The sequence below is a fragment of the Siccirubricoccus phaeus genome, from assembly GCF_008360935.1.
GTDB lineage: Bacteria > Pseudomonadota > Alphaproteobacteria > Acetobacterales > Acetobacteraceae > Siccirubricoccus > Siccirubricoccus phaeus.
On sequence record NZ_SRXO01000005.1, the window covers coordinates 152,583 to 178,814 of the forward strand.

Consider the following 26,232-nt stretch of genomic DNA (forward strand, 5'->3'; position numbering starts at 1 on the left):
CAGGGCCGGGCAGAGGGGCGCCGGCGCTGCCCGCAACTGCCGACGGAGGCGGGGGCGTGAAGCCCCCTTACGGCCCGACCTGCCCTTTCCCCTCCAGCGCCACCACCGGCCCGCTCAGCCGGTTGCCGCGCAGCACGGCCGGCTGCTCCAACCGGCTGGTCACGAAGCGGGTCGGCCGCGGCAGCAGGTTCTCGAAGCGGTTATTCTCCACCAATATTGGCCCGGGCGGGTTCCGCCCCCGCTCGAAGCCCAGCGCCACGGCGGTCGCCGCATTGCCGGTGCGCGGCCCCTTGCGCAGCAGGTTGCCCCGCAGCAGCAGCGCCCCGCCATTCGGAATGTCCACCAGATAGCTCGCCTCGCCCGCCGGCGTGTCCAGGATCTGGCTGTCGAGGAGCTCGGTCCGCAGCGCCCGGGATTTCACATGGTGGCAGATCCGCGTCCCCTCGAACCGGCTGCGCAGGATCACCAGCGCGCCCAGACGCCCGGCATAGACCCCATGGGCGCAGTCCCGCCCCGGCCGCAGCGCGCCATTGCCGAGGAAGACGCTGTCCTCGATGCGCAGCGTGGCGGCCTCGTCCGGGCCGGTGAGGATGCCGTTCTCGTTGCCCTCGAAGCGGCTGCGGCGGACCGTGAGCGTCCCGCCCTCGGCGCGGATGCCGGCGCCATTGCCGTCCGGCACCGCGGCGCCGCGGAAGGTAAGGCCGGTGACCGTCACCCGTGGCGCCGAGACGACGAACAGGCCCTTGCCGGCGCAGGCCGGGCCGGTGATGACCACCGCCCCGCCCTCGGCCGAAATGCCGAGATCGGCGGCGCGCCAGACGGCGCAGTCGCGGTATTCGCCGGCGGCGATCACCACCTGGTCGCCGGGCCGGGCCACAGCGGCGGCGGCGCTTGGCGTGGGGAAGCGCTGGCCGGGGCCGACGCGCAGCGTCTCCGCCCGGGCGGGCAGAGCGGCCAGCAGCAGGGCGAGACCGAGGGTGAGGCGCCTCACCGCCGGTGCCCCCAGGCATGCCGAATGGCCCGGTGGCTTGGCGGGTACCGCTCGTGACGGACGGTTGTTCGCGGCAGGAGGGGGCATATCTCACCCGCGCCGGAAACCCGGGCTGGCCGGGTGGCCGGGCGGGTTGGCCCTGGACCGCTCGCCGCGGACGGCTCGCGGCAGGAAGGGGCGTACCTCACCGGCGCCGGAATCCGGGCTGGCCGGGTGGCCCGGCGGCTCGGCCCCCTGGGCCGCTCGCGGCGGATGGCATGTGCCAGGAGGTGGCGTACCTCACCGGCGCCGGAAACCCGGGCTGGCCGGGTGGCCGGGCGGGTTGGCCCTGGACCGCTCGCCGCGGACGGCTCGCGGCAGGAAGGGGCGTATCTCACCGGCGCCGGAAATCCGGGCTGGCCGGGTGGCCCGGCCTCTGGACCGCTCGCGGCGGATGGCAGGCAGCGGCAGGTGGCGTCCTCACCGGCGATGGAAGCCCGGCATGTCCGGCGGCTCGACGAAACTCTCCTCGATGCGGTCCACCCGGGCCAGAGTCGGCCCGCGCCGGCAGGCGGTGAGCAGCGCCTGCACCGCCGGCTCCGGCCCCGCCACAACCGCCTCCACGCTGCCATCCGGCAGGTTGCGCACCCAGCCGGACAGGCCGAGCCGCGTCGCCTCCTGCACCATCCAGTCGCGATAGCCGACCCCCTGGACCCGCCCCTCGACGCGGAGATGCCGGGCGTTCATGCGCCTTGCCGCAGCAAGGCCAGCAGCCGCGCCGCCACCGCCACCTCCGCCGCCACCCTCTCCCGCCGCGCCGCGGCCTCGGCGTCGAGGCCCCAGAATTCCTCCTGGTGGCGCTCATCCAGCGTCGCCAGCGCATGCGCCGCCCCGGCCTCCAGCGCGTCCTCCGCCACCGCCAGCGCCAGCACCAGGGAGCCGAAGGCCGGCACCAGCACCCCGAGCGCAGCGAGTTCCAGCGGCGCGCGCGCTGCCACCGCCCGGCGCAGCGCGGCCAGCGCTTCCGGCGGCTGCGGCACCGGCATCAGCCCTGCCGTCACCAGCAGCGGCGCATCGAGCTGCCGCGCCGCCCAGTCCAGCCAGGGCTGCCACTGCGCCGCCTGGGCGGCGGCCAGCTTCGGCTCCTCCGCCCGGTAGCAGAGCAGATCGGTCTCGGCATATTTCGCCAGCCCCGCCACCATGGCGGCGGGCTCGGCGGCGATCCGCTCCTGCGCCGTGCCGGCCAGGCGGGTGAGGGGCACATCCTCCATCCGCATCTCGCCGCCCTTCTCGCCACCCGCCGCCTGCCATTCCGCGGCGATGGCGGCGGCCAGGGGCGCGGCGGGGACGGCGAGCGGCGCGCCGCCCGGCAGCCGCACCGGGCGGCCATCCAGCAGCACCCCCCAGCCTTCCTCCCGCGGCGCCGCCGCGGCTTCGCTCCAGAAGCGTTTCATCGCGCCCTCCTCGCCTGTCGTTAACGCCCGAACAAGCCGCGGAGGAGTTGCTGCGCCGCCTCGCCCTGGTCCTGGCCCGGGCGCTGGCCGGTCTGCGGGCTGGTGCCCGGCGCGGCGGGGCTGGCGGGGGCGCGCGGCGCGGCGCTCTGCGGCACCGGGCCGGCGCGGCCGCCGCGCACCGTGGCCAGCGCCGGGCCGCATTCCGGCAGGTTGCCGCCCGCCCCCGGCACCGCGCCGCGCGGCCCGCCCAGCGCGCCGAGCAGCCCATCGGCCAGGTTGCTCGGGGTGCGCAGCAGCCCTTCCGCCGTGCCCAGCACGCCGCTGCCCGCCGCCGCGCCGTAGTCCAGCCGGGGCGCGGCGAAGCGCCCGGTGACCGGCACCGGCGCCCGGATGCGCACCAGATTCACCCCGGGGATGGGGAGCGCCAGGTCCAGCTCCAGCCGCAGCGCCAGGGTCTCGTCGCGGAGATTGGCGGTGCCGCCGCCGCCGACCTTGCCCAGGCTGCCATCCACCAGCAGGGCCTGGCTGTGGGCGACGCCCTCCTGCACCGCGAAGCGGGCGGCGGCGCAGGCGATCTCGATGCGGCCCTGGGCGATGCCGGCCATTTGCGGCACGGCCTGGCGCAGCTCGCCGATCGCCCGGGCCAGCGCGCTGCCCGAGCCCTGCTCCACATGGCCGGAGGTCAGCGCCAGGGCGATGCGGCCATCGGCGCTGCCCGCCACGGCGCGCAGGTCGCGGCCCCGCCCGGCCAGGTCGATATCCATTTCCAGCCTGCCGGCGGTGCCGGCGGGGGCGCCCAGCGCGGCGAGCAAGGGCGGCAGGTCGAGCCCTTCGGAATAGACCGCGCCCGCCAGGCGGGGCGGATCCTGGGTGACATCGGCATTGAGCCGGGCCGCGAGCTGCCCGCCCGGCAGGGTGGCGCCGGGCAGGTGGAGCTGGGCGCGGCCCGCTTCCGCCTGCAGGACGAGCTGCACCTGGCGGATGGCCACGCCGCCGGTGTGCAGCTCGCCGATCTCCCAGCGCAGCCCGGCATCGAAGCCCCTCAGCGCGTCCAGCTTCAGCGGCAGGTCCGGGATCACCCGGCCATCGGCGGCGGCGGGGCGGGGCGGGGCAGGGGCGGCGGCGCCCGGCTGGGCCGGGGAAGGCGGCGGCCGCAGCGCGTCCAGGTCGATCCGGCTGGAGGCCAGCGAGCCCTGGACGCCGGGGCGCGGCGCCCTTTGCACGGTGAGGTCGCCCGCCGCGTCGAAGGCCGAAGAGGTGAGGTGCAGCCCGCGCAGCACCGCGCCATTGGCGAAGCCCGGATCGCGCTCCGCCAGCCTGGCCTGCAGGGCGATATTCGTCACCGGCGGCAGGGGCGTGCCGGCCAGGGCAGCGAAGGGCCCCAGATCCGGCACTTTCAGGCTCAGGGCCAGATCCACCCCGGCCAGCTTCGCCAGCTCGGCGATGGCGCCCTGGATCCTGGCCTCGGCATTCGCCGCGGTCAGGGTCAGGTCCAGCGGCCAGGGGCCGGGTCTGCCGGCCAGCAGCGGGGCGGGGGCGCCGAGCGTGCCCGCCAGGGTGAAGGGCAGGGCGCCGAGGCTGCCGCGCAGCTCGACCTGGCCGTTCTGGTCGGGCTGCGGCAGGGCGAGGCTGGCGGCGGCGAGCTTCAGCCCAGGGAAGAGCGGGTCCAGCGCGCTTTCGCCCACCGTCAGCCGTAGGCCGGAGATCGTCGGCAAGCCGCCGGGGGCGCCCGCCGCCTCTGCCACATTCGCCGCCAGGTCGATGCCGTGCAGCGGCGGCAGCGTGACGCCGGGCAGCAGCGGCGCCAGCGCTTCCAGCACCGGCACCTGGGCGCTGATGGCGCCGCGCCAGCCGCGCCCGGCCAGGGGTTCGGCAAGGCTGCCATCGACCGCCAGCCTGGCCCCGGCGGCGTCCAGCGCCAGCTTCACCGGCCAGGGGGTGCCGGGGGGGGTAGCGGCGGGCGCGCCGAACAGCGCCTCCATCGGCCCGGTCTCGCCGCTGAGGCGGAAGGCGGTGCCGTCCAGCGCCAGCTCCCCGCCGAAGCCGATCGGGCCGCCCTGGGCGCTGGCTTCGAAGCGGGGAATGGCGAGCACCCGGCTCTGCCCGCTGGCGCCGTCCCGCCAGGTGAGCCTGCCCTCGGTGATCGCCACCCGCTGCACGGAAACCTGGAAGCCCGGCCCGCCGCCCGGCTCGGCCGGCACCGTAACCTGGCCGGGGGGCGCGGCGGGGGCGCCGCCTTCCGGCGCGAAGGCCCAATTCGGCCGGCCGTCCTTGTCCGTCTCCAGCACTATGTCGGGGCCGACCAGCACCAGCCGCCGCACCTCCACCCGGCGGGAGAGCAGCGGCAGCAGGGCCAGCTCCAGCTCCGCCTGCCGTACTTCCAGCATCTGCGGGCGGGAGCCGCCGGGCAGGTTCGCCAGCGCCACCTGCTCCACCGCCAGGGTCGGCACCAGGGAGGGTTTCAGGCTGATCGGGCCGGCGAGGGTCAGTTCCCGCCCCGTCGCCTGCCGCACCGCGGCGGCGATGCGCGGCTTCTGCGCGTTGAGATCCAGCGTGGCGAGCAGCACGGCAACGCCGGCGACCGGCACCACCACCAGCACGGCGAGGCCCAGCAGCACCCAGCGCAGCCAGATTCGGCGCTTCCCTTGCGTCCCGGCCATCATTCTCTCCCGCGTTCGGCGTTTCCGCCCGGCGGTTCGGCGCCGCGCTTCCGGCGCGGCGCGTTCCGCTCAACGTCTTCCGCTCAACGTTTCCCTGGCGCCGCCAGGCGCCGCGGCTTCGGCGTCTTCGGCACCTCGAAGCCGAAATAGGCGAAGGTATCCCGCATATGCGGCGGCAAGGGCGCCGCGGCTTCCAGCACCCCGCCTTCCGGATGCGGCAGGCGCAGCGCCCTGGCATGCAGATGGAGCTGGCTGGGCAGCTCTTCGAGATGCGCGGCGGCGCCGCCGTATTTGCCATCGCCCAGGATCGGCGTCCCGAGTCCCTCGGCGCAATGCACGCGGAGCTGATGGGTGCGGCCGGTCAGCGGCTTGAGTTCGAGCCAGGCGACGCGGCGCTTCGCCGCATCCAGGGTGCGGAAATCGGTGATGGCGCGGACCCCCTGGCCGGGGTCGTCCACCGCCACGGTACGTTCGCCGCGCGGCCCGCCCTGCTTCGCCAGGGCCAGGTCGATGCGGCCCTCCGTCGCCTCCGGCTGCGGCACCACCACCGCCCAATAGGTCTTCTCCACGTCGCGGCCGCGGAAGGCCTTGGCGAGGAAAGCCGCGGCGGCGGCGCTGCGGGCCAGCAGCAGCACGCCGGAGGTGTCGCGGTCCAGCCGGTGGACCAGGCGCGGCCGCTCCTCCGCATCGAAGCGCAGCGCATCCAGCATCGCGTCCAGGTTGCGGGCGATGCCGGGGCCGCCCTGCACGGCGAGGCCATGCGGCTTGTCCAGCACCAGCACGCTCTCGTCCCGGTAGAGCACCATCCGCTCCAGCTCGCGCGCATCGCGCTCGGAAACGGGCTTCGGCTCGGCTTTCGGGGCGGGGCCTTCCGGCAGGGGCGGGATGCGGATGGCCTGGCCGGCCTGCAGGCGGGTATTCGCCTCCGCCCTTTTGCCATCCACCCGGATCTGGCCGCTGCGCAGCATCTTCTGCAGCGCCCCCTGGGTAAGCTGCGGAAAACGGCGGCGGAACCAGCGGTCGAGCCTGGTATCGGCCTCCGCCTCCGGGATGGTGAGGGTCTGCACGGTCATGGTGGAAGGAGGCTTAGCACCGCCCCCACCGGCGGGGGAAACGACCAACGCGGGCCGAACCTTTCCAGCCCCCGCGCGTATCGGACCGCCATGACACGCAAGACCGGATGGGCCGCATTGCTGGCCCTGGCCGTCCTCGGCGCGAGTGTCGAGCACGGCCCCTTATCCCAGGCCAATGCGGCGGAGCGGCATGCGCGAGGGGCAGAGACCCGGCGGCCGAGCCAGGCCCAGCCCCGGGCGGCGACACGGCCGCAACCCCAGGTGCAGCGCGGCCGGGCCAGCTATTACAGCCCGCGCTTCAACGGCAGGCGCATGGCGAATGGCGCGCGCTTCAACCCGAATTCCAATGTCGCGGCCCACCGGACGCTGCCGCTGGGGACGCGGGCGCAGGTGACGAATCTGCGGAACGGCCGCAGCGCCGTGGTGCAGGTGGAAGACCGCGGGCCGCATCTGCGGGGGCGGGTGATCGACCTGACGCCGCGCACGGCGCGGGAGCTGGGCATGCGGGAGCAGGGGGTGGTGCCGGTGGAGGTGCGGCCGATCGAGGTGCCGGCGGGCAACCAGAGGGTGGCGCAGCGGTAGAGGGGCTTTGCCCCCGCGTTAGAGCGTGATCGGTTGAGGTCGAATCGACCGAAACCGTGAATCACGCGACCGGACAATGAGCTAGAGCGGGGCGGGTGAGCGCAGCTCAACCGATCCCGCTCTAGACGCCACGCGCCCCCGGCCGAAAGGCACAAAATTGCTGATGCGGCGGCCCGAACCGCCGGATCAGAAGCCCCCGCCAGCGGCGAGCCAGGCCCGTTCGGCCGGCGTGCTGTCCCGGCCCAGCGCGGCATTGCGATGGGGAAAGCGGCCGAAGCGCCGGATGACGGCGCGGTGGCGCCAAGCATAGTCGATGGTGCCGCCGGGGGCGCGATGCACGGGAGCGTCCCGCAACCCTTCGAACAGCGCGACGGAAAGATCCTGATCCGCCATCGCCTCGCCATGCTCGAAGGGCAGGTAGAGGAAGGAGCGCTCGGTCGGCGTCAGGAGCAGGTCGAAGCGCCGTTGCAGCACCGCGCGGCGGGCGACGGCGCGGGCATGGGCGTCCCCGGCGAAGGCCGCCGCATCGCCGCGGAAGAGGTTGCGCGGGAATTGGTCCAGCACCAGCAGCAGGGCGAGGGCGCCCTCCGGGGTTTCCGCCCAGACATCCAGCGCGCCATCCCGCGCCGCCGGCACCAGCGCGCCGAAACCCGCGCCTATGGCGGCGTCGAAGGCGTTGTCCGGCGTGAACCAGCGCTCCCGGAACCCGTGCCGGTCGCCCTGGAACCAGAAGGCGAGGATTGCTTCGGGGCTGCTCATGCCAGGGCCATCTCCAATACGCGGATGCCGTGCAGTGCCTCCCGCCCCGCCAGGTCCTTGATCTGGTGGCGGCAGGAGGTGCCGTCGGCGACGATCAGCTCCCCCGCCGGCACGGCGCGCACCGCGGGCAGCAGGGAAAGCTCCGCCATCGCCTTGCTGGTGGCGAGATTCGCGGCCTCATAGCCGAAGCTGCCCGCCATGCCGCAGCAGGAGGAGGCGATGGGCTGCACCTTCAGCCCGGGCACCATGGAAAGCATGGCCGCGGCGGCGGGGAAGGCGCCGAAGGCCTTCTGGTGGCAATGCCCATGCAGATGCGCCGCCGGCGCGACCGGCTTCAGCGCCAGTTTCGGCTTTTCCCGCGCCAGGAATTCGGAGAGCAGGAGGGCGCGGCCGGCCAGCGCCTCCGCTGCTGCGCCGGGCAGCAGGCTGGGGAATTCATCGCGCAGGGTGAGCAGGGAGGAAGGCTCCAGCCCGACGACCGGCGCGGGGAAGGCGGCGAGCGCTTCCAGCGTGCGGCGGGCTTCGGCGCGGGCCTCCTCCACCAGCCCGGCGGCCAGCAGGGTGCGGCCCTCATCCAGCGGCCTGGCGCCGCGTTGCGGGCGCGCCACCACGGGGCGGTAGCCGGCGGCGGACAGCACGCGGGCGGCGGCGCGGAGATTCGCCGGCTCGAAATAGCGGTTGAACAGGTCGGGGTAGAGAATGACCTCGCCCTCCCGCCCGCTCGGTGCCGGCAGTTCCGCATCGTGGAAGGCGTCACGCCGGAAGCGCGGCAGGTGGCGGTCTGCGGCGAAGCCCAGGAAACGTTCCGTCAGCCGCGGCAGGCCGGGAAGCCATTCGCGAGCATTGGCCAGCGCCGGCAGCATGGCGGCGTAGGGGGCCCAGCGCGGCATGGTGGCGATGAGCCGGTCCTTGGCCGAGAGGCCGCGCGCCCTGGCCCGCGCTGCCATGGCCTCGATCTTCAGCTTCGCCATGTCCACGCCAGTCGGGCATTCCCGCTTGCAGCCCTTGCAGGAGACGCAGAGCGCCAGCGCGTCCTGCACCGCATCCGAGGCGAGGCCGCCCGGCAATTGCCCGGTCAGCGCCAGGCGCAGGGTATTGGCCCGGCCGCGCGTCAGATGCTGCTCGTCCTTCGTGACCCGGTAGCTGGGGCACATGACGTTGGCATCGAATTTCCGGCAGGTGCCGTTGTTGTTGCACATCTCAACGGCGCCCAGCAGCCCGCCTTGCGGGCCGGGCCAGGCGGACCAGTCGAGGACCGGGGTGATGGCGTCGTCCGCCCTGTACTCCGGGAAGTAGCGGAACAGCGTCCGGTCATCCATCTTCGGCGGCCGCACCACGCGGCCGGGGTTCAGCAGCCCGGCCGGGTCGAAGGCATCCTTCACCGTCTCGAAGGCGCGGGCGATGCGGGGGCCGAACATCGGTTCATTGAATTCGGAGCGGACGATGCCGTCGCCATGCTCGCCGCTATGGCTGCCCTTGTATTCGCGGACGAGGGCGAAGCATTCCTCGGCGATGGCGCGCATGCGGCGCACGTCGCCCGGGTCCTTCATGTTCAGCACCGGGCGGACATGCAGGCAGCCGACGCTGGCATGGGCGTACCAGGTGCCCTTGGTGCCGTGCCTCTCGAAGACGCCGTTCAGCCGCTCGGTATAGTCGCCGAGATCGGGCAGGGAGACGGCGCAATCCTCGATGAAGGAGACAGGCTTTCCGTCACCCTTCATGCTCATCATGATGTTGAGGCCGGCCTCGCGCACCTCCGCGATCGCCGCCTGGAAGCCGGCTTCCGTGGCGCGCACCACCTGGCCGGGCAGGCCGAGATCGCCCATCATCTCCTCCAGCCGGTTCAGCGCCGCCAGCAGGGGCCCATCCTCCTGGCCATGGAATTCGACGATGAGGAGGCTGTCCGGCTCGCCGATCAGCATCCGGTCGATGGTGGCGCGGAACAGCGGGATGCTTCGGCCGAGATCGATCATGGTGCGATCGACCAGCTCCACCGCCTCCGGGTCCAGCGTCACCAGATGCTGGGCGGCATCCATGGCGCGGCGGAATGTCGGGAACTGGCAGATGCCCAGCACCTTGCGCGGCTTCACCGGCCATAGCCGCAGGTCCAGCGCCGCCGAGAAGGCCAGCGTCCCCTCGCTGCCCACCAGCAGCCGGGCGAGGTTGCCGCGGCCCTCGGCCCGCGCCGCCGGCGTCAGGCTCTCGATGTTGTAGCCGCCGACGCGGCGGAGCTGGTGCGGGAAGCGCGCGGCGATCTCCTCCGCCTCCCGCGCGCCGAGGGCGCGCAGCCGCTGGATCAGGTCGGCAATGCCGGCGGGCACCTCGGCGCCGAGATTGTCCGGCAGCTCGCCGAAGCGGAAGCGGCCGCCATCCGCCAGCAGCGCGTCGATGGCGGTGACGTTGTCCGCCATCAGCCCGTAGCGGATGGATTTGCTGCCGCAGCTATTGTTGCCGGCCATGCCGCCGATGGTGCAGCGCTGCCAGGTGGAGGGATCGACCGGGAAGAACTGCTTCGTACGCGCGATCGCCGCGTTCAGCGCGCCGAGGGTGATGCCGGGTTCCACCCGCGCCGTCCCGTCCTCCACGCTCAGCACGCGGTTCAGGTATTTCGTGCAGTCCAGCACCAGGGCGCGGTTCACCGTCTGGCCGCATTGGCTGGTGCCGCCGCCGCGGGGCAGCACCGGGATGCCCGCCTCCCGGCAGATCGCCAGCACCGCCTCCACATCGGCGAGGCTGCGCGGCACCAGCACGCCCACAGGTTCGATCTGGTAGATGCTGGCATCCGTCGCGTAGCGGCCGCGATCGGCGGCGCTCCACAGCACCTCGCCCGCCGTCTCGCGCCGCAGCCTGGCCGCCAGGGCGCTGTCGCCGATGCGGGAGCGGGTCTCGGTGATGACATTCATGCGTCGGAATCCTGCGGCAGCAGGATGAGGGGAGCCTCGGCCTGCCGCGATTCGAGAAGCTCATGCGCCCGCGCTGCCTCGGCCAGCGGCAGGGCCTGCCCCGTCTCCGCCCGCACCGCGCCGCTGCCGAGCAGGGCGAAGAGCGCCGCGCTCGCCACCTCCAGCGCCGAGCGCTCCGCGATGTAGTGGAAGACGATCGGCCGCGACAGGCTGTTGGACTTCGCCGCCAGCCGCGCAACCTCGAAGGCGGGCACCGGGCCGGAGGCCTGGCCGAAATTCACCAGATGCCCGCGCCGCGCCAGGCAGGCGAGGGAGCCCTCGAAGGTGTCCCGCCCTACCGAATCATAGGCGACATCGACGCCGCGCCCCTCGGTGATCTCCCGCACCCGGGCGGTGAAATCCTCCTCCCGGTAGCGGATGACATGGCGGCAGCCGGCGGCGCGGGCGATGGCCTCCTTCGCGGCCGAGCCCACCGTGCCGATCACCGTGGCGCCGAGATGCGCCGCCCATTGGCAGAGCAGCCTTCCGACCCCGCCCGCCGCCGCATGGACCAGCAGGGTCTGCCCGGCCTCGACGCGATGCACCTGGCGCAGCAGCATCTCCACCGTCAGCCCCTTCAGCAGCACGGAGGCGGCCAGCCGGTCGGTCACCCCGGGCGGCAGGCGCAGCGCCTGGGCCGCCGGCAGCAGCCGCGCCGAGGCATAGGCGCCGTAGCCGCCGGTGACGTAGCCGATGCGGTCGCCCGGGGCGAAGCCGGTGACGCCCGGCCCCACCTCCTCCACCACCCCCGCCGCCTCGATCCCCGGCACGCCGGGCAGGGGCAGGGTGCGGTAGAGCCCGGAGCGGACATAGCAATCGTGGAAATTCACCCCGATGGCGGTCTGCCGCAGGCGCAACTCGCCGGGGCCGGGCCGGCCGGGCTCCACCGCCTCCGGCCGCAACATGTCCGGCCCGCCATGGTCGCGGAGCATGATCGCCAGGGCCATTGCCAGCTTTCCTCACCTTGGGCTGGCGGCAGAGTATCGGCGGCGCTGCGTCCTGTCCGATCTATAATCCTCATCAATCTAACAAGGGGATCTCATTGGCGATCCCGCATGGATCGCGCCATAACCCCGGCAGCAAGGGAGGGCCCCATGGCCTATTACCAGTCGAAGCCCGCCGCCGGCCGGCATTTCCTGCAGATCCCGGGCCCGACCAACGTCCCGGACCGCGTGCTGCGCGCCATGGACAACCCGACCATGGACCATCGCGGCCCGGATTTCGGCCGCTTCGGCAAGCAGCTCCTGGACAAGCTCCGGGCGGTGTTCAAGACCGAGCAGCCGGTGGTCATCTATCCCGCCTCCGGCACCGGCGCCTGGGAAGCCGCGCTGTGCAACACCCTTTCCCCCGGCGACCGCGTGCTGATGTGCGAGACCGGCTGGTTCGCCCATCTCTGGCGGGAGATGGCGGAGCGGCTGTCCCTGCAAGCCGAGTTCATCCAGACCGATTGGCGCCGCGGCGCCGACGCCCCGGGCATCGAGGCGCGGCTGCGCGAGGACCGCAACCACGAGATCAAGGCCGTCGCCGTCGTCCACAACGAGACCAGCACCGGCTGCACCAGCCGCATCGCCGAGGTGCGCAAGGCGATCGACGCCGCCGGCCACCCGGCGCTGCTGCTGGTGGACACCATCTCCTCGCTCGGCTCCATCGACTACCGCCATGACGAGTGGGGCGTGGATGTCACCGTCGCCGGCAGCCAGAAGGGGCTGATGCTGCCGCCCGGCCTCTCCTTCAACGCCATCAGCGAGAAGGCGCTGAAGGCCAGCGAGACCGCAAAACTGCCGCGCAGCTTCTGGGACTGGAAGCCGATGCTGGCGGCCAACGCCACCGGCTATTTCCCCTACACGCCGGCAACCAACCTGCTCTACGGGCTGGACGCGGCGGTGGACATGCTGCTGGAGGAAGGGCTGGAAAGCGTCTTCGCCCGGCATGACCGCTTCGCCGAGGCGACCCGCCGCGCGGTGCGCGCCTGGGGCCTCGAGATCCAGTGCGAGGAGCCGCGGCACTATTCCTCCTCCCTGACCGCGGTGCGGGTGCCGGAAGGGCACAGCGCCAATGCGCTACGGGCGACGATCCTGGAGAAGTTCAACATGTCGCTCGGCAACGGCCTCGGGCAGCTGAACGACCGGGTGTTCCGCATCGGCCATCTCGGAGATTTCGGGCCGCTCTCCCTCATCGGCACGCTGGGCGGGGTGGAGATGGGGCTGGCGGCGGCGGGGGTGCCGCACAAGCCGGGCGGGGTGCAGGCGGCGATGGGGTATCTCAACGGCAACGCCTGAGGATCGAGGAAGGCTCTGCCCTCCTCGACCATCGGACGCAGTGCGTCCGATCCGCCAAAGGCCGAAGGGCCTTTGGAAACCATGAGCTTCAGACCCGACGACCCTGCCGCGAACCCAAGCCTTACGGCGGTGGGCTGGTCCAACGCTCCTGCGGCTTGCCCGTCCAGCTCGAGCCCAGGGGCTGCATGGACAGCCAGGTCTCGACCAGCCTGCCATCCTCGATGCGGTAGGCCTGCATCCCGGCCCGGCTGCGGGCCTCGCCGCTCGCCGGGTCGGTCCAATGGAAGGCGAACCGGAACCAGGCCCGGTCGCCCTTGAACGAGTGGTCATAGACCACCACCCGGATGCCCGGGCGATCCCGCTGGACCTGCGCGATCTCGGCGGCGTAGGCATCGCGCCCGAGGCCGCGACGCCAGCCTCAATTCCCCCGCCCCGTCACCCGCTGCACCATCCCCCACAAGGCCCGCACCTGGACGCCTTCCTTCGTCAGGTATTCCGAATCGTATCCATACCCCCACCAATTCCAGCAGCCCTGCGGATTGGCGTTGAACGCATCCGTCAGCCGCGGCGGCTGGAAGTCGCGGGTGGAGCTCGCCGCCGCCTGCGGGTAGAGCACGATGATCCGGTTGCTCTCCGCCCAGTCGTTCAGCCCGTTCTGCCGCAGGAAGGCCTCGCCCACCGCCTCCAGCGACTGCCGGCAGCCATGCAGCGCCACATGCAGCCGGCAGCCCGGCGCCGTCGCGCCGCAGCCCTCCGGCACGTAGATCGCGCCCACCTCGCCCAGCCCGTGCCGGCGCTGCGGACCGCCAGGGCCGAATTCCGCCTGGCCGAAGCGGATCAGCCCGGCCTCCCTTGCCTTCCCCTTCGGCGCCAGCGCCCCGTACAGCGCCTGCAGCAGCGCTCCGGCCAGGTCGAAATCGCAATCATTCACGAAGGGCGGGGCCTCGGCCGGGCAGGCGCCGCCCGCCGCCTCGGTGACCCAGCCATGGCCGGGGTGCCCGCCGGGCAGGGCGCCGTCATGCACCAGGATGCTTTCTGCCGGCACCCCCAGCGCCCGGTACAGCGCCACCGCTCGCCGCACCGTCTCGCTGCGCACCACCGTATCGGCGTCGCCGGTGAAGGCGTAGAGCCGCGCCCCCGCCAGCGCCGCCACCGGGTCGATCCGCCCCGCTTCCGCCAGCCGCCGCGCCAGATCGGCATAGGCCTCCGCCGGCCGCAGCCGCGCCGGCACGCGCATGCAGGGCCCGGTCGCCAGCGCCACCAGGGAGCGCAGCACCCCCCGCGCATCCAGGCTCTCCACCGCACAGCCATAGAGCCCGCCGGCGATGATCGCCGCGCCGGCAATCCCCTCTGCATGCGCGATATGGAGCTGCGCCGCCATGAAGGCGCCGGAGGACAGGCCGGAGACCGTCACCTGCGCCGCATCGGCGCCGAGCCGCGGCAGCGGCGCCTCCGCCGCCGCCGGCCGGGCCAGCAGCAGCGCGCCGAGAAACAGCCCGAGCCACCTCATCTTCCGAGCCCGCCCGCCGCCAGCAGCAGCCCCCGCCATTCCTCCAGCGCGTCCAGGGTGCGGCTGCGGAGGATCTCCGCCACCTCGGCATTCCGCCGCCCGGCGATCTCCAGCACCGCATGGGCCTGGGCGGTGCCCTGTTCCAGCGCCGCGCGGGCCGCGTCGATCGGTGCGGCGATGGCGCTGCCGGCATCGCGCGGCGGGGCGGGCAGGGGCAGCGGCGCCGGCCATTGGCAGAGCTCCACCAGCCCTTCCAGCGCGCTGCGCTGCGCCGCCACCAGCGCTGCCCAATTACCCTGCTGCAGCGCCAGCAGCCGGCCGAAGGCCGACATTCCTCCCGCGATCCCGCCCGCCATCTCCCGCCCCCGCCGAAGCCCGACGCGCCAGGATAGGCCCGCCGGCGGTGCCGCCGCAGCCCCTTCCGGCCGTTGCGGCATGGCCGGGAAACCGCCAAGACTGCCGCCACAGCAGGAGATGATGCGCATGGCCAGGACCAACCAGGGGTTGCGCGCCCCGGCCCGCCGCGGGGAGGCAGGATGAGCGCGGCCGGAGACGGGGAGGAGGCACCGCCGCCGCGCCCGCTGGTGGAGCGCGACGCAGCGCTCTGGGCCATCCGGTTCTTCATCGGCCGCGAGCCGACGGACGAGGCGGAGGTGCAATTCCACCGCGGCCACCCGAGCCTGGAATCCGTCCGCCGCGCCTTCTCCCTCACCGGGGAGTTCCAGGCCTATTACGAATCGCTGCAACCCGCCTCCGCCGCCTATGCCGCGCCGCTCTTCCTGCTGGAGCCGCCGCCGGCCGGCATTCCCGCCCGCTTCGCCCCGCCGAGCCTGAACTTCCCCGTCTCCCAGCTCTGCACCGCGGCGCAGCTGCGCGGCCCGGCCTTCGCAAGCTGGTGCGCCCGGCTGGGCCTGCCGCCGCAGGAGCACCGCAAGATCTGGGAATTCTGCTACGTCGCCGCGGTGGCGGATCTGCAGGGGATGCTGCAGCCGGGGGTGAAGGCCCTCGGCTTCGGGGTGGGGCAGGAGCCGCTGCCGGCCCTCTTTGCCCGCCACGGGCTACAGGTGCTGGCGACGGATGCGCCGGCGGAGCTGATCGCCGGCCAGGGCTGGGACAGCACCGGCCAGCACGCCCAGGGGCTGAGCGGGCTGGAACGGCCGGGCATCGTGGAGAATGCCGCCTTCCACCGGCAGGTGCGCTTCGCCCCGGTGGACATGAACGCCATCCCGGCCGGCCTCACCGGCTTCGATCTCTGCTGGTCCTCCTGCGCCTTCGAGCATCTCGGCTCGCTCGAGCACGGGCTGCGCTTCGTCGAGGCGAGCCTGGCCACGCTGCGGCCGGGCGGTCTCGCGATCCACACCACGGAGTTCAACCTCTCCTCCAATGAGGACACTTTCGAGGCGGCGAATCTCTGCCTCTACCGCAAGCGGGACGTGGAGGCGCTGATGGCCCGGCTGGTGGCGGCGGGCCACGCGCCGCTGCCGCTGAATTTCCACCCGGGGGCGGAGAAGCTGGACGAGCATGTGGACCTGCCGCCCTATGCCCTGCCGCATCTGAAGCTGAAGGTCGGGCGCTACGTGACGACCTCGATCGGCCTCGCGATCCGAAAGGGGGGCTAGTGTCCCGCTTCCGAAGTCCTGCGAGTTCGTTCTCGGGCCACTGGTTCCGGTCCGCGCCGTTTCGCCTGCCGGCCAACGGTGCGGGCAGGCCGGGCCGGTGCGGGCAAGGAATGGCGTGCGGCCGAGGCCGCCGGCAATGGGGGACACCGGGCGGCAAGGGCGGCGCCGCTTGCACCGCGCCGGCGCCGCAGCCCATGCTTCCCGCCGGACCGCAGGAGACCCGCCATGGCGGCGCCCATCGATGTCTGGACCTGGCCGACCCCGAACGGCCACAAGGTGCACATCCTGCTGGAGGAGCTCGGCCTGCCCTGGCGGGTGGTGCCGGTGAACATCGGCGCCGGCGAGCAATTCCGCCCGGAATTTCTCGCCATCACCCCGAACCACCGGATCCCGGCGATCGTCGATCCGGAGGGGCCGGCGGGCAAGCCCTTCGCCCTGTTCGAGAGCGGCGCCATCCTGCTCTACCTGGCGGAGAAGGCCGGCTCCGCCCTGCTGCCGCCGGCGCCCGAGGCGCGCTACCGCTGCCTGCAATGGCTGATGTTCCAGATGGGCGGCGTCGGGCCGATGTTCGGCCAGTACGGCCATTTCGCCAATTACGCGGCGGAGAAGCTGCCCTACGCCATCGAGCGCTACACCAGCGAGGTGGCGCGGCTGCACCGGGTGCTGGAGAAGCGGCTGGCGGAGAGCGCCTGGCTGGCCGGGCCTGACTACAGCCTGGCCGACATCGCCACCTTCCCCTGGATCCGCAATCCGGAACGGCGGGGAATTGATCTGGCGCATTACCCTGCCCTGCAGCGCTGGCATGATGCCATCGCCGCGCGCCCGGCGGTGCAGCGCGGCGTCGCCGTGCTGGCGGAGCGCCAGCGCCGCGGCGCCATCACCGATGCCGAGCGCGAGGTGATGTTCGGCAGGACGCAATTCGCGGTGCGCTGAGCGCGCCGCCAGGGAGAGGATCGGGGACCGGGACCATGGCCGAGATCGACCACATCGTGCTGGGCGCGCGGACCCTGGAGGAAGGCGCCGCCTTCGTCGAGCAGCATCTCGGCGTGCGGCCCCGGCCGGGCGGCCAGCATCCCGGCTTCGGCACCCACAACATGCTACTCGGCCTCGGCAGCGGCGTGTACCTGGAGGTGATCGCGCCGGACCCGGCACAGCCTGAGCCGGCCCATGCCCGCCCCTTCGACCTGGACGACCCCAGCCTGCGCCTGGCGCTGGAAGCCGAGCCACGGCTCATCGCCTGGGTGGCCCGCACCCCGGTGCTGGATGCGGTGGTGGCCAGGCTCGGCCACCGGGGCGGGAAGGTGGTGGCGATGCGCCGCGGCGACCTCTCCTGGCGCATGGCCTTCCCGCCGCAGCGCCAGGACATGGACAACCTCATCCCCGCCCTGATTCAGTGGCAGGGGGAGGGCGCCTCCGCCCGGCTGCCGGACAGCCATGTGCGGCTGGTGCAATTGGAGGCGGAGCATCCGGAGGTGGATGCGGTGAAGGCGGCGCTGGCCGAGCGTGGGCTGGAGGATGCCGTGAAGCTCCGCCCCGGCCCGCATGCCAGGCTGGTCGCGCGGCTGCGCCGGGCGGATGGCACGGAGGTCGCGCTCTCCTCGGGATGAGGACCGGTTCCGGAAAGCATCCCGCGATGGGCCGGCGAGGGCGTGACCAGGGCTGCGGCGCCGCCGCGGCGGGGCAGGCGGCAGCGGCGGGACCGCCGGCGCCATGCGGCGGGCCGGGCCCGGGCGGCGGGCGGGCGCCCCGGCCGGTCCGCGAGCCGCCCGCGCGCGCCGCAAGCCGGGGCGGAACGGTGCCGTCAGGTGCTGCGGGCCGCGCCGCGTCCCGCCCGCCCTCCCCCGGCGCCGCGTGGCTTCTTGCGCCCTGCGCCGGTCACTCCTATTTTTGTTGCGTGGCCGCCCCGATGCGCCCGCCGCCCTTCTACCGGGCTGGGAAACCATGGTATCCAGCCCGCCGACCGGCCGGTGGAATTGCCTCCTCCGTGCCCTGTCCTGAGGCGTGGTGATGCCGGGTTCCGAGGCGGAGGCGGAGGCTGCGGGCAAAACGCCGCTTGCCACGCGCCCGCTTCGCCGCTCATCTGGCTTCCGGCCTGTACCGCCAGACGCTCGCCGGGGGGAAGTTCAGCGGGGTCCAGGCTTCGCGCCGCGCCGTCAGCCCCAACGCGCGATAGGGCAGGGGCGAGGTGACGCAGTAGGTGTAGAGGAGGAAGCCACGCCCCGGCGCCACGCTTTCCACGGCCGCGACGAAGCGCTTCTGCTGCTCCAGCGGCAGCAGCACCAGGGGGATGCCGCAGATCGCCGTGCCTATCTTGCCGTGCAGCCGTTCCGGCAGCGCCTCCGGCAGCGCGAAGGCGTCGCCGCAGACCACTTGCACGCCGGGCAGGGAATCCCGCAGGTGCTCGGCCATTTCCGGCACGATCTCCACCACCACCAGCTTCTCGGCCGGCACGCCGGCTGTCAGCAGGGCGCGGGAGACGACGCCGGTGCCGGCGCCGAGCTCCACCACCACCTCGTCCGCCCGGCGCTCCACCAGCGCCGCGATGCGGCGGCAGAGGGCGGGGGAGGAAGGAATGACGGAGCCCATCTGCAGCGGGTTGGCCAGCCAGCGCCGGAAGAACAGCAGGGCATTGGACCCTCCCTCCGCCCGCTCCGACCGGCTTGCCGTCCATCCCGACATGGTGCTCTCCGTTGCTGTTCATCCGGCCCGCTCGCCGGCCGCCCCGCACCACTAGGGTCAGGGATGCGGGTGGGGGAGGGGGCGTCGGCCAGTGTAGCAGCCCCTGCACACAGATTTCACGGACCGGTCACATGACCGCCCGGATCCTCGTTGTCGACGACATCACCGCCAATCTGCGGCTGCTGGAAGCCAAGCTGCTGAACGAATATTACGACGTCGCGCTGGCGGCATCGGGGCGGGAAGCGCTGGCCGCCGTCGCCCGTTCCGCGCCGGATGTCATTCTGCTGGACGTCATGATGCCGGAGATGGACGGCTACGAGGTCTGCCGCAGGCTGAAGGCCGACCCTGCCACCGCCCATATCCCCGTCGTCATGGTCACCGCCCTGGTGGACCAGGCGGAGCGGGTGCGGGGGTTGGAAGCGGGGGCGGATGATTTCCTCTCCAAGCCGGTGGACGATGCAACGCTGTTCGGCCGGCTGCGTGCCCTGCTGCGGGTGAAACAGGTGCAGGATGCCTGGCGGCTGCGCTCCGAGACGGCGCGGGACCTGGGCTTCGACCCGCCGGCGGATCCGGAGGCCGGGGTGGCCGGGGCGCGGGTGCTGGTGGTTTCGGAGAATGCCGAGGAAGCGGCGGCGATCGGCGCCACCCTGGCGGCGGACGGCATCCAGGCGCGCAGCGCGGCCGGGGCGGCGGCGCTGGAGGCGCTGGCGATGGCGCGGTTCGACCTGGCGGTGATCTGCCTGGCCGGGCCGGGGGCGCAGGAGCTGCGCCTCGCCTCCCGCCTGCGCGCCCAGGGGGCGACGCGCGACCTGCCGGTGCTGCTGGTGGCGGACCGGGCGCAGCGGGACGTGGTGCTGCGCGGCTTCGAGCTGGGCGCCAACGACCATGTGCTGCGCCCGGTGGACGCCAATGAGCTGCGCGCCCGCAGCCGCAACCAGATCCGCCGCAAGCGCTACCAGGAAATGCTGCGGGAGGAGCTGGACCGCTCCCTGCAGCTTGCGGTGACGGATACGCTGACCGGGCTGCGCAATCGCCGCTACGTGCTGCGCCACCTGGAAGGGGTGCTGCGCGCCGGCGACGCCGCGGTGCTGCTGCTGGATGTGGACCGCTTCAAGCCGATCAATGACCGCCATGGCCATGCTGCCGGCGATGCCGCGCTGCATGAGGTGGCGCAGCGGCTGAAGGCGCATCTGCGCGCCGCCGACGTGGTGGCGCGCTATGGCGGCGAGGAATTCCTCGCGGTGCTGGCCGGGGCGCCGCAGGAATACGCGCTGAACGTGGCGGAGCGGCTGCGCCTGGCGCTCTCCAGCACCGCCATCCCGGCCTGCGGGCTGGAGCTGCGGGTGACGGCCAGCATCGGCCTGGCCATGGCACCGGCCGGCAGCACGGTGGCGACGGCGATCAACGCCGCGGATGCCGCGCTGTACCGGGCCAAGGCCCGGGGGCGGGACCGGGTGGAGCTGGCGCAGCCGGAGGATTACGTCCTGGGCGCCGCGGCCGGGCAGGGGCCGCCGCGGCGGCTTTGAGGCGCGGGAGGAGGTTGGAGACGTCGCCCCCCGGACCTCCGGCAGGGGCGCTGCCTCCATTGGCAGCAGCGCCGCCGATCGGCCGCCGGGGGTCGGACCGCTCCCCGGACCCCGGTTGCGATACCAGCGGGGCCGATCGGCGACCCGTGCAAGGCGCCGGCCGGCGCTGCCTGCGCGGGCTCGGGCCGGTCAGCGCGCCCACCCGCGGGCGCCGGGCCGTGCCGCCGGGCAATGCCGGCCCCCGGGGGCTCAGGCGAAGATCTCGCCCAGGCGGCGGATGCTGCCGAGGGTCTTCTCCTGCGAGAGGCCCGGCCATTGCACGCGCATGATGAAGTGGTCCACGCCCAGCGTCTCCCGGTAGCGCGCCACCTCCTCCTTCACCGAGACCTTGTCGCCGATGATGAAGCGGTTCTTCACGAATTGCGCGAAAGGCATGCCGAACATCGCCTCATCGGTCGGCGCCGCCTGGCCGCCGCCGAGGCCCCAGGCGGCATAGGCGGCGTATTTGTAGCGCAGCGCCTCGCGGCATTCCTCGAAGGCCGTGGCATGGCTCTCGCCGACATAGCATTCGCGGGCGATGGGGTATTCCAGCGGGGTGCGGCCGGTCTCCGCCAGGGCGGCGCGATAGACGGCCATCTGCGCCGAGACGCTCTCGATGGTCGCGGCGTTCACGATCAGCCATGCATCGCCGATGCGCGCCGCCCGCTTCACCGCTGCCTCGACGGTTGCCGCCACGTAGATGGGCGGGCCGCCGGGGCGCACCGGCGGGCAGCTCAGCGCGGCGTCGCGGACGGTGTAGAATTTCCCCGCATGCGTCACAGGCTGGCCGGTGAAGAGCTTGCGCATCAGGCCGATGCTCTCGCCGAAGCGGGCGGCGCGCTCGCTGAGCGGGATGTCGAAGGCGGTGAACTCCGCCTCCCGGTAGCCGAGGCCGACGCCGAGGACGTAGCGGCCGCCGGAGAGCAGATCGAGCGTCGCCGCCTCCTCCGCCACCATCACCGGGTTCAGCAGGGGCAGGATGCGGATGTTGGGGCCGACCACCATCCCCTCCGCCTCCCGCAGCAGCCAGGCGAGGAGGGGCATGGGCTGGGGCATCTGCACCGGGCCGATGATGTAGTGGTCCGGGAACCAGAGCGAGGCGAAGCCGGATTGGCGCGCCAGCCGCACCTGCGCGACCAGCTCCGGCAGCCGCGCCGGCAGGCTGTCGCCTTCGGGGAATTGGGTGTTCAGGAACAGCCCGACCTTCATGGATTCATCCTCCCGTGCTGGCCCCAGCATGGCGCAATTCCGGCCGGTAGGGCAGCCGGGTCCGGGCTGATGATTGCCAGGGGCCTTTCGGCCGGCGCGCCTCCCGACGTTGGCGCAGCGGGCGCCGGCGATGTTCCGCGCCTTCGCGGCCGGAAGGCAGCGGGGCCGGGTAGGCTGACGCCGGCGGATGCCATCGCGATTTGCGGCGCATGGAGGGATGACGAGGCGAGCGGCGGGCTCCGCCCCCAACCTTTGCCAGGCAGCACTGCCCGTCGGCGGCAGCGCCGCCAGCTCCCACCGAGGACTGGACCACCTCCCGGATCCCGGTCTGAGTTCCGACACGATGGTTGAACCTGCCGACTCACACCGGGGTCCGGGGGGTGGTCCACCCCCCGGCGGGGGTGCAGGGGGCAGCGCCCCCTGCGGCGTCCGGGGGCAGCGCTCACGGGTGACGCCCCGCCCGCGCCGCGCTAGACCAGCCCGGACGGATCGTAAGGACCGGGGGAGCGACAGATGGCGGAAGCGAGGCTCGGCGGGCATATCCTGGCGGATGCGCTGGTGGCCCAGGGGGTGGAGCATGTGTTCTGCGTCCCCGGGGAGAGCTATCTGGACCTGCTGGACGGGCTCTATGCCCAGCGCAACCGCATCGCCACCACCACCTGCCGGTTCGAGGCGGGCGCGGTCCACATGGCCGAGGCCTATGGCAAGCTGACCGGCAAGCCCGGCGTCGCGGTGGTGACGCGCGGCCCCGGCGCCTGCCATGCGGCGATCGGCGTGCATGTCGCCTTCCAGGACAGCACGCCGCTGGTGCTGCTGGTCGGCCAGATCCCCTTCGAGGAGACGGATCGCGAATCCTTCCAGGAGGTGGACTACCGCAAGATGTTCGCCCCGCTGGCGAAGTGGGTGACGCAGATCGACGACGCGGCGCGCATCCCGGAGCTGATGGCGCATGCCTTCGACGTCGCCACCTCCGGCCGCCCCGGCCCGGTGGTGGTGGCGATCTCCGAGGAGATGCAGCGGGAGATGGCGGTGGTGCAGGACCTCGCCCCCGCCCCTGTGCTGCCGCCGCACCCGGCGCCGGAGGCGATCCCCCGCCTGATGGAGCTGCTGGGGAAGGCGCAGAAGCCGCTCGCGGTGCTGGGCGGCAGCCGCTGGACGCCGGAAGGCCGCGCCGCGATCCGCGACTTCCTGGTGGCCAACGACATCCCGGTGGCCGTCAGCTTCCGCCGCCAGGGGCTGTTCGACGGCACCCATCCGAATTTCGTCGGCGATCTCGGCGTCGGCGCGGATGCCGGGCTGGTGAAGGCGGCGAAGGGCTGCGACCTGTTCCTCGCCATCGGCACCCGCATCGGGGAGCCGGTGAGCCAGGGCTACACGCTGTTCGACATGGCCGGTGCGACGCCCATCGTGCATGTGTATCCGGAGCAGGCGGAGATCGGCCGGGTCTATCGTCCGGCGCTCGGCATCACCGCGGACCTCAACGCCTTCGCGCTCGCGGCCAAGGCGGCCAAGCCGGTGGCGAAGCCGGCCTGGAGCGGCTGGCGGGCCGAGCTGCGCGCGGCGCGCGAGGCCCAGGCCAAGGCGCCGGAGTATGAGGGGCCGCTGAACCTGGCCGTCGCGCTGCAGGCGCTGGAGAAGGCGCTGCCGAAGGACACCATCTTCACCACCGATGCCGGCAATTTCGCCACCTGGCCGACGCGCTTCATGCATGTGAGCGAGGGCCAGGATTTCCTGGGGCCCACCAACGGCGCCATGGGCTATGCCGTGCCGGCGGCGATCGGCGCCAAGATCACCCATCCGGACCGCACCGTCATCGGCTTCGTCGGCGATGGCGGCTTCCTGATGACCGGGCAGGAGCTGGCGACGGCCTTCCACGCCAAGGCCGCGCCGGTGATCCTGGTCTTCAACAACGGCATGTACGGCACCATCCGCATGCATCAGGAGCGGCACTATCCGGGCCGCGTCTCCGCGACCATGCTGACCAACCCGGACTTTGCGAAGTTCATCGAAAGCTTCGGCGGCCATGGCGAGGTGGTGGAGGCGACGGACCAGCTCGTCCCCGCCGTGCAGCGCGCCATGGCCAGCGGCAAGCCCGCCGTGGTGGAGGTGCGCACCAACCCCGAGCAGGTGACGAACCGCCAGACCATTGCACAAATGCGTGCGCAATCGGCCAAGGCCTGAGTTACCCGCTAGGCCCAACTCAAGGTTTCCAAAGGCCTTTCGGCCTTTGGCGAGGGGAGTTTGAGGGGAGCAGAGCTCCCCTCAATGCCCGGTGGTTCCGTTCCGGGTACGAGGATATCTTCTCCGCCGGGAGGGTCCCGTGCGCTGGCTGTTCGTCTTCCTGCTGCTTGCCGGCCAGGCCCTGGCGCAGAGCCATCAGGGCTATCGCCACGACAATTCCGTCTATTGCCAGAATTCCCCCGGCATGCCGGCGCGCCCCGGCCCCTATGGCTATCCCGGCACCGGCAACCAGAACCCCTTCGGCGGCGAATGCGGCCGCCCGCCGCCGCAGCGCGCCCCGACGCCGCCGCCCCCGCCGCAGACCACCACCATCAGCTTCGACATCACCGCCATCGGCTGGATCAGCGCGACGCCCAACCCTTTCGAGACCCAGCCCCTCGGCCTCGGCTTCGCCAACGGGTTCCTGGCGCCGCAGGAGGTGCTGGCCTACCAGCCGCAATGGATCCTGAAGACCTATCTCGGCCTGATCGCCACGGCGAATGCCCCGCCTCCCAGGCAGCTCGGCCCGGTGCGGGCCTTCATGGCGAGGAAGGATTACCGCTCCCTGCTCGCCGCCCGGGTGACGGTGACGCAGGATGCGCGAAGCGGCGAGCCGCTGCGGGTCAGCATCGGCAACGCCGTCACCGATGGCGGCTGGACGCCACCCTTCGACCGCAACCGCTTCCCGCCGACCTATCTGGGCGCGCTGATCGGCGGCCCGGAATTCGCGCCGCTGAACGACCCCATCACCTATCCGGGGGAGGTCAGCATGCTCTCCGGCATCTATGCCGGGCGGCATCCCAATGGCGTGCTGGAGCTGCCGGCGGGGGAGAGGCTGCTGGCCAACGGCCTCATCCGCTTCCGCGCCGGGGAGCATACGGATCTGGTGGGGCTTGCCATCGGCTCCCCCTACCACGTCCCCTGGGTGTGGAATGAATTCGCCCTGACCTGGGCGAATGGCCGCTTCACCCTGCATGGCAAGGCGGCCGCCTTCCCCACCACCTGGTGGTATGTGAACGGGCGGATGGTGCAGTGCCAGCCGCGGCTTGCGGACACCACCATCCCGACCGCCGGCTTCGGCTTCCCGCTGCGGGTGGATACGGCAAGGCTGCGGGTCTGGCCCGCCCTCAGCATCGGGGCGCCCTTTCAGGATGCCAATGGCGGCATGCGCATCCAGGTGCGGGACGAGAACCGGCCCGGCCCGGTGGACCAGAAGCCGCATACGGTGGGCGCCGCGGTGCGGCCGGATGGGCGGACGCAATGGCGGCTGGCGCTGGGCGGCGGCCCCGGGCAGATGCCGGACGATCCGGCCTGCACCGCGCGGTAGGGCAGGCTTCGGAAGAACGCGGTCCGGCTTTCCCGGCGTCGTGCCCGGGCAGCTTCCTGCCCGGCACTTTCGCGGGATCGTCGGGGCAAGCCCGGCCATGGCGGGGAAAGGGAAGGGGTAGGCGGCCACCGGGCCAGGCGCTTTCCGCCGCCTGCCGGAACCGGCGGGGAGGGTGGCCCTACCCGCGGCGCCGGGCGATCACCGCCACGGGCCCACCGCCATCCGGCCCCTGATGCTCCGCCCCACCGGAGACGAAGAGGTCCGTCCGCCCCACCGCCGCGGCGATCACCCCGCCGACCAGCGCCCGCGCATGCCGCGTGGCGTTGATGTCGCTGTCATCCCACATGATGTGGCGCTGGCCGCGGATGCGCCCGGTGGAGGCGGGCTCCGCCTTGGCCAGCACGGCGACCAGGCGGGCGGCCTCCCCGGGCGGGAGCTGGCCGCTGCCGGGCTCCAGCCCTGCGCCGCGCAGCGCCTGCTGCACGGCGGGCAGGTCGATGGCGTCCTGCATGACCGCATGGGCGACGGTCAGGTCGCCGGCCCAGGCCGGGCTGTTGCCCAGCACCACCACCTCGCCCCGCAGCAGCTCGATGCCCGCCGAGCAGCTTGCCCGGCCGGAGAAGAGCGACCAGTCGGCGCCGATCGCCGCCTCCGTCAGCGCCGCCTCCGGGACCTCGCCCAGTGCCAGGGCGACGCCGAGGGCGGAGGCGCCGCGGGAGAGGCCCATGGAATGGTAGGTGTCCTCCGTCGCCACCGTGGCACCCCGCGCCTCGGCGGCGGCGATGCGCTCGCTGGTCAGCAGCGGGCATTTCGCCTGGACGTAGTGGACATCCGCCGGGTCCGTTATGCCGGCCGCCGCCATGGCGGCGCGGACCGCGGCGGCGGTGGCCTGCACCTGCGCGAGGCGGCCCAGCGCCTCCGGCGGCAGGTCCGGGGTGAAGCCGGTGCCCAGCGCCAGGGCCGGGGGGCGGGCGGGCGCGGCGGCCTCACGCACGCCGAAGACCAGGAAATGCGGCGAGAGCCCGCCCTCCGTCCCGCCCGACATCACCAGGGCGATGCGCGCCTGCACCGCCTCCGGCGAGCTGCCGAGCCGGGCGGCGAGCATCCAGCTCAGCGCCTCCACCGCATAGGCCCGGGTGAAGTCGTTGACGCAGCCATTGCCCTCGGTCTTGCCGAGGATCGCCACCACCTCCTCCGGCCGCATCGCGCCGCTGTCGAACAGCGCGGCGACGGCGGCCGCATCGCCCGGATGGCGGGCCGGCACGCGGTGGACCAGGGCGGTGCGGCGGGGGGCGGTCTCGGGCATCAAGGGCATTCCTCGGCTGGCGGCAGCGGCTTGAAACCGGGCGGCGCCCGCCGCATATCGCCGGCCGCCCGCGCCTGG

The 26,232-nt window shown here is 73.0% G+C and carries 21 protein-coding genes and 1 pseudogene; 8 read left to right on the top strand and 14 right to left on the bottom strand.

Going from position 1 to position 26,232, the window contains the following annotated elements:
* Window positions 1–67 precede the first annotated feature (67 nt).
* The 5 genes from E5N76_RS09085 to E5N76_RS09105 form a co-directional block, all read right to left on the bottom strand.
* On the bottom strand, window positions 68–991 hold the full coding sequence (locus E5N76_RS09085; protein ID WP_149536974.1) for a right-handed parallel beta-helix repeat-containing protein: 924 nt from the start codon (window positions 989–991) through the stop codon (window positions 68–70).
* A gap of 459 nt (window positions 992–1,450) precedes the next feature.
* Entirely contained in the window at window positions 1,451–1,717 is a 267-nt protein-coding gene (locus E5N76_RS09090; protein ID WP_149536975.1) for an acylphosphatase, read from the bottom strand.
* On the bottom strand, window positions 1,714–2,424 hold the full coding sequence (locus E5N76_RS09095) for an ATP12 family protein (protein WP_149536976.1): 711 nt from the start codon (window positions 2,422–2,424) through the stop codon (window positions 1,714–1,716). The genes E5N76_RS09090 and E5N76_RS09095 overlap by 4 nt, the downstream gene beginning before the upstream one ends.
* Before the next feature lie 20 nt (window positions 2,425–2,444).
* The gene (locus tag E5N76_RS09100) at window positions 2,445–5,084 is read right to left on the bottom strand and encodes an AsmA family protein (protein WP_187830072.1); all 2,640 of its coding nucleotides are present in this window, start codon (window positions 5,082–5,084) and stop codon (window positions 2,445–2,447) included.
* An 83-nt stretch (window positions 5,085–5,167) separates the two neighbouring features.
* Window positions 5,168–6,157, bottom strand: coding sequence for an RluA family pseudouridine synthase (locus E5N76_RS09105; protein WP_149536978.1), 990 nt, complete (start codon window positions 6,155–6,157; stop codon window positions 5,168–5,170).
* 90 nt (window positions 6,158–6,247) lie between these two features.
* On the opposite strand from E5N76_RS09105, the gene E5N76_RS09110 reads away from it, so the two are divergent.
* Complete coding sequence (locus tag E5N76_RS09110; RefSeq protein WP_149536979.1) at window positions 6,248–6,739, top strand: septal ring lytic transglycosylase RlpA family protein; 492 nt, start codon at window positions 6,248–6,250, stop codon at window positions 6,737–6,739.
* A gap of 186 nt (window positions 6,740–6,925) precedes the next feature.
* Here the strand turns inward: E5N76_RS09110 and E5N76_RS09115 are convergent, their stop codons facing one another.
* The 3 genes from E5N76_RS09115 to E5N76_RS09125 are packed head-to-tail and all read right to left on the bottom strand — an operon-like array spanning window position 6,926 to window position 11,387.
* Complete coding sequence (locus E5N76_RS09115; RefSeq protein WP_149536980.1) at window positions 6,926–7,498, bottom strand: DUF924 family protein; 573 nt, start codon at window positions 7,496–7,498, stop codon at window positions 6,926–6,928.
* Complete coding sequence (locus E5N76_RS09120) at window positions 7,495–10,401, bottom strand: FAD-binding and (Fe-S)-binding domain-containing protein (RefSeq protein WP_149536981.1); 2,907 nt, start codon at window positions 10,399–10,401, stop codon at window positions 7,495–7,497. The genes E5N76_RS09115 and E5N76_RS09120 overlap by 4 nt, the downstream gene beginning before the upstream one ends.
* Window positions 10,398–11,387, bottom strand: coding sequence for a quinone oxidoreductase family protein (locus E5N76_RS09125; protein WP_149536982.1), 990 nt, complete (start codon window positions 11,385–11,387; stop codon window positions 10,398–10,400). Before E5N76_RS09125 ends, E5N76_RS09120 begins: the two co-directional genes overlap by 4 nt.
* A 147-nt stretch (window positions 11,388–11,534) precedes the next feature.
* Here E5N76_RS09125 and E5N76_RS09130 point away from each other — a divergent pair, with 147 nt between their 5' ends.
* The gene (locus E5N76_RS09130) at window positions 11,535–12,719 is read left to right on the top strand and encodes a pyridoxal-phosphate-dependent aminotransferase family protein (protein ID WP_149536983.1); all 1,185 of its coding nucleotides are present in this window, start codon (window positions 11,535–11,537) and stop codon (window positions 12,717–12,719) included.
* A gap of 121 nt (window positions 12,720–12,840) precedes the next feature.
* On the opposite strand, the pseudogene E5N76_RS09135 reads toward E5N76_RS09130, so the two are convergent.
* The 3 genes and pseudogenes from E5N76_RS09135 to E5N76_RS09145 form a co-directional block, all read right to left on the bottom strand.
* Window positions 12,841–13,107 (bottom strand): annotated as a pseudogene (locus E5N76_RS09135) (nuclear transport factor 2 family protein); the annotation flags it as partial.
* Window positions 13,108–13,137: 30 nt separating this feature from the next.
* Window positions 13,138–14,229, bottom strand: a complete 1,092-nt coding sequence (locus E5N76_RS09140) for an extracellular catalytic domain type 2 short-chain-length polyhydroxyalkanoate depolymerase (RefSeq protein WP_149536985.1) — start codon at window positions 14,227–14,229, stop codon at window positions 13,138–13,140.
* Complete coding sequence (locus E5N76_RS09145; RefSeq protein WP_149536986.1) at window positions 14,226–14,561, bottom strand: hypothetical protein; 336 nt, start codon at window positions 14,559–14,561, stop codon at window positions 14,226–14,228. Before E5N76_RS09145 ends, E5N76_RS09140 begins: the two co-directional genes overlap by 4 nt.
* 204 nt (window positions 14,562–14,765) lie before the next feature.
* Here E5N76_RS09145 and E5N76_RS09150 point away from each other — a divergent pair, with 204 nt between their 5' ends.
* The 3 genes from E5N76_RS09150 (at window position 14,766) to E5N76_RS09160 (ending at window position 17,455) form a co-directional block, all read left to right on the top strand.
* The gene (locus tag E5N76_RS09150; RefSeq protein ID WP_149536987.1) at window positions 14,766–15,848 is read left to right on the top strand and encodes a methyltransferase domain-containing protein; all 1,083 of its coding nucleotides are present in this window, start codon (window positions 14,766–14,768) and stop codon (window positions 15,846–15,848) included.
* A gap of 225 nt (window positions 15,849–16,073) precedes the next feature.
* The gene (locus tag E5N76_RS09155; RefSeq protein ID WP_149536988.1) at window positions 16,074–16,781 is read left to right on the top strand and encodes a glutathione S-transferase N-terminal domain-containing protein; all 708 of its coding nucleotides are present in this window, start codon (window positions 16,074–16,076) and stop codon (window positions 16,779–16,781) included.
* A gap of 35 nt (window positions 16,782–16,816) precedes the next feature.
* Entirely contained in the window at window positions 16,817–17,455 is a 639-nt protein-coding gene (locus E5N76_RS09160) for a VOC family protein (RefSeq protein ID WP_149536989.1), read from the top strand.
* 469 nt (window positions 17,456–17,924) lie between these two features.
* Here the strand turns inward: E5N76_RS09160 and E5N76_RS09165 are convergent, their stop codons facing one another.
* Complete coding sequence (locus E5N76_RS09165; protein WP_149536990.1) at window positions 17,925–18,527, bottom strand: class I SAM-dependent methyltransferase; 603 nt, start codon at window positions 18,525–18,527, stop codon at window positions 17,925–17,927.
* A 131-nt stretch (window positions 18,528–18,658) separates the two neighbouring features.
* On the opposite strand from E5N76_RS09165, the gene E5N76_RS09170 reads away from it, so the two are divergent.
* Window positions 18,659–20,053 (top strand): PleD family two-component system response regulator, encoded by a 1,395-nt coding sequence (locus E5N76_RS09170; RefSeq protein ID WP_149536991.1) that lies wholly within the window; start codon window positions 18,659–18,661, stop codon window positions 20,051–20,053.
* 249 nt (window positions 20,054–20,302) lie between these two features.
* Here E5N76_RS09170 and E5N76_RS09175 read toward each other — a convergent pair whose 3' ends face one another.
* A complete protein-coding gene (locus E5N76_RS09175) occupies window positions 20,303–21,331 on the bottom strand; it encodes an LLM class flavin-dependent oxidoreductase (protein WP_187830073.1) in 1,029 nt (342 codons plus the stop codon).
* Window positions 21,332–21,814: 483 nt separating this feature from the next.
* Here E5N76_RS09175 and E5N76_RS09180 point away from each other — a divergent pair, with 483 nt between their 5' ends.
* Together E5N76_RS09180 and E5N76_RS09185 are read left to right on the top strand one after the other, a co-directional pair.
* Window positions 21,815–23,482, top strand: coding sequence for a thiamine pyrophosphate-dependent enzyme (locus E5N76_RS09180; RefSeq protein ID WP_149536993.1), 1,668 nt, complete (start codon window positions 21,815–21,817; stop codon window positions 23,480–23,482).
* A gap of 139 nt (window positions 23,483–23,621) precedes the next feature.
* Entirely contained in the window at window positions 23,622–24,848 is a 1,227-nt protein-coding gene (locus E5N76_RS09185) for a hypothetical protein (protein ID WP_149536994.1), read from the top strand.
* A gap of 178 nt (window positions 24,849–25,026) precedes the next feature.
* On the opposite strand, the gene atzD is transcribed toward E5N76_RS09185, so the two are convergent.
* Window positions 25,027–26,154: a cyanuric acid amidohydrolase gene (gene atzD, locus E5N76_RS09190; RefSeq protein ID WP_149536995.1), complete on the bottom strand. Its 1,128-nt coding sequence runs from the start codon at window positions 26,152–26,154 to the stop codon at window positions 25,027–25,029.
* Window positions 26,155–26,232 lie beyond the last annotated feature (78 nt).

Bases quoted from the DNA above. Each gene is read 5' to 3' on its own strand.
- E5N76_RS09160 (WP_149536989.1), top strand. From the start codon at position 16,817: ATGGCCGAGATCGACCACATCGTGCTGGGCGCGCGGACCCTGGAGGAA.
- E5N76_RS09090 (WP_149536975.1), bottom strand. From the start codon at position 1,717: ATGAACGCCCGGCATCTCCGCGTCGAGGGGCGGGTCCAGGGGGTCGGC.
- E5N76_RS09170 (WP_149536991.1), top strand. From the start codon at position 18,659: ATGACCGCCCGGATCCTCGTTGTCGACGACATCACCGCCAATCTGCGG.
- atzD (WP_149536995.1), bottom strand. From the start codon at position 26,154: ATGCCCGAGACCGCCCCCCGCCGCACCGCCCTGGTCCACCGCGTGCCG.
- E5N76_RS09110 (WP_149536979.1), top strand. From the start codon at position 6,248: ATGACACGCAAGACCGGATGGGCCGCATTGCTGGCCCTGGCCGTCCTC.
- E5N76_RS09180 (WP_149536993.1), top strand. From the start codon at position 21,815: ATGGCGGAAGCGAGGCTCGGCGGGCATATCCTGGCGGATGCGCTGGTG.
- E5N76_RS09100 (WP_187830072.1), bottom strand. From the start codon at position 5,084: ATGGCCGGGACGCAAGGGAAGCGCCGAATCTGGCTGCGCTGGGTGCTG.
- E5N76_RS09120 (WP_149536981.1), bottom strand. From the start codon at position 10,401: ATGAATGTCATCACCGAGACCCGCTCCCGCATCGGCGACAGCGCCCTG.
- E5N76_RS09150 (WP_149536987.1), top strand. From the start codon at position 14,766: ATGAGCGCGGCCGGAGACGGGGAGGAGGCACCGCCGCCGCGCCCGCTG.
- E5N76_RS09140 (WP_149536985.1), bottom strand. From the start codon at position 14,229: ATGAGGTGGCTCGGGCTGTTTCTCGGCGCGCTGCTGCTGGCCCGGCCG.
- E5N76_RS09165 (WP_149536990.1), bottom strand. From the start codon at position 18,527: ATGTCGGGATGGACGGCAAGCCGGTCGGAGCGGGCGGAGGGAGGGTCC.
- E5N76_RS09145 (WP_149536986.1), bottom strand. From the start codon at position 14,561: ATGTCGGCCTTCGGCCGGCTGCTGGCGCTGCAGCAGGGTAATTGGGCA.
- E5N76_RS09125 (WP_149536982.1), bottom strand. From the start codon at position 11,387: ATGGCCCTGGCGATCATGCTCCGCGACCATGGCGGGCCGGACATGTTG.
- E5N76_RS09095 (WP_149536976.1), bottom strand. From the start codon at position 2,424: ATGAAACGCTTCTGGAGCGAAGCCGCGGCGGCGCCGCGGGAGGAAGGC.
- E5N76_RS09105 (WP_149536978.1), bottom strand. From the start codon at position 6,157: ATGACCGTGCAGACCCTCACCATCCCGGAGGCGGAGGCCGATACCAGG.
- E5N76_RS09115 (WP_149536980.1), bottom strand. From the start codon at position 7,498: ATGAGCAGCCCCGAAGCAATCCTCGCCTTCTGGTTCCAGGGCGACCGG.
- E5N76_RS09130 (WP_149536983.1), top strand. From the start codon at position 11,535: ATGGCCTATTACCAGTCGAAGCCCGCCGCCGGCCGGCATTTCCTGCAG.
- E5N76_RS09155 (WP_149536988.1), top strand. From the start codon at position 16,074: ATGGCGGCGCCCATCGATGTCTGGACCTGGCCGACCCCGAACGGCCAC.
- E5N76_RS09175 (WP_187830073.1), bottom strand. From the start codon at position 21,331: ATGCTGGGGCCAGCACGGGAGGATGAATCCATGAAGGTCGGGCTGTTC.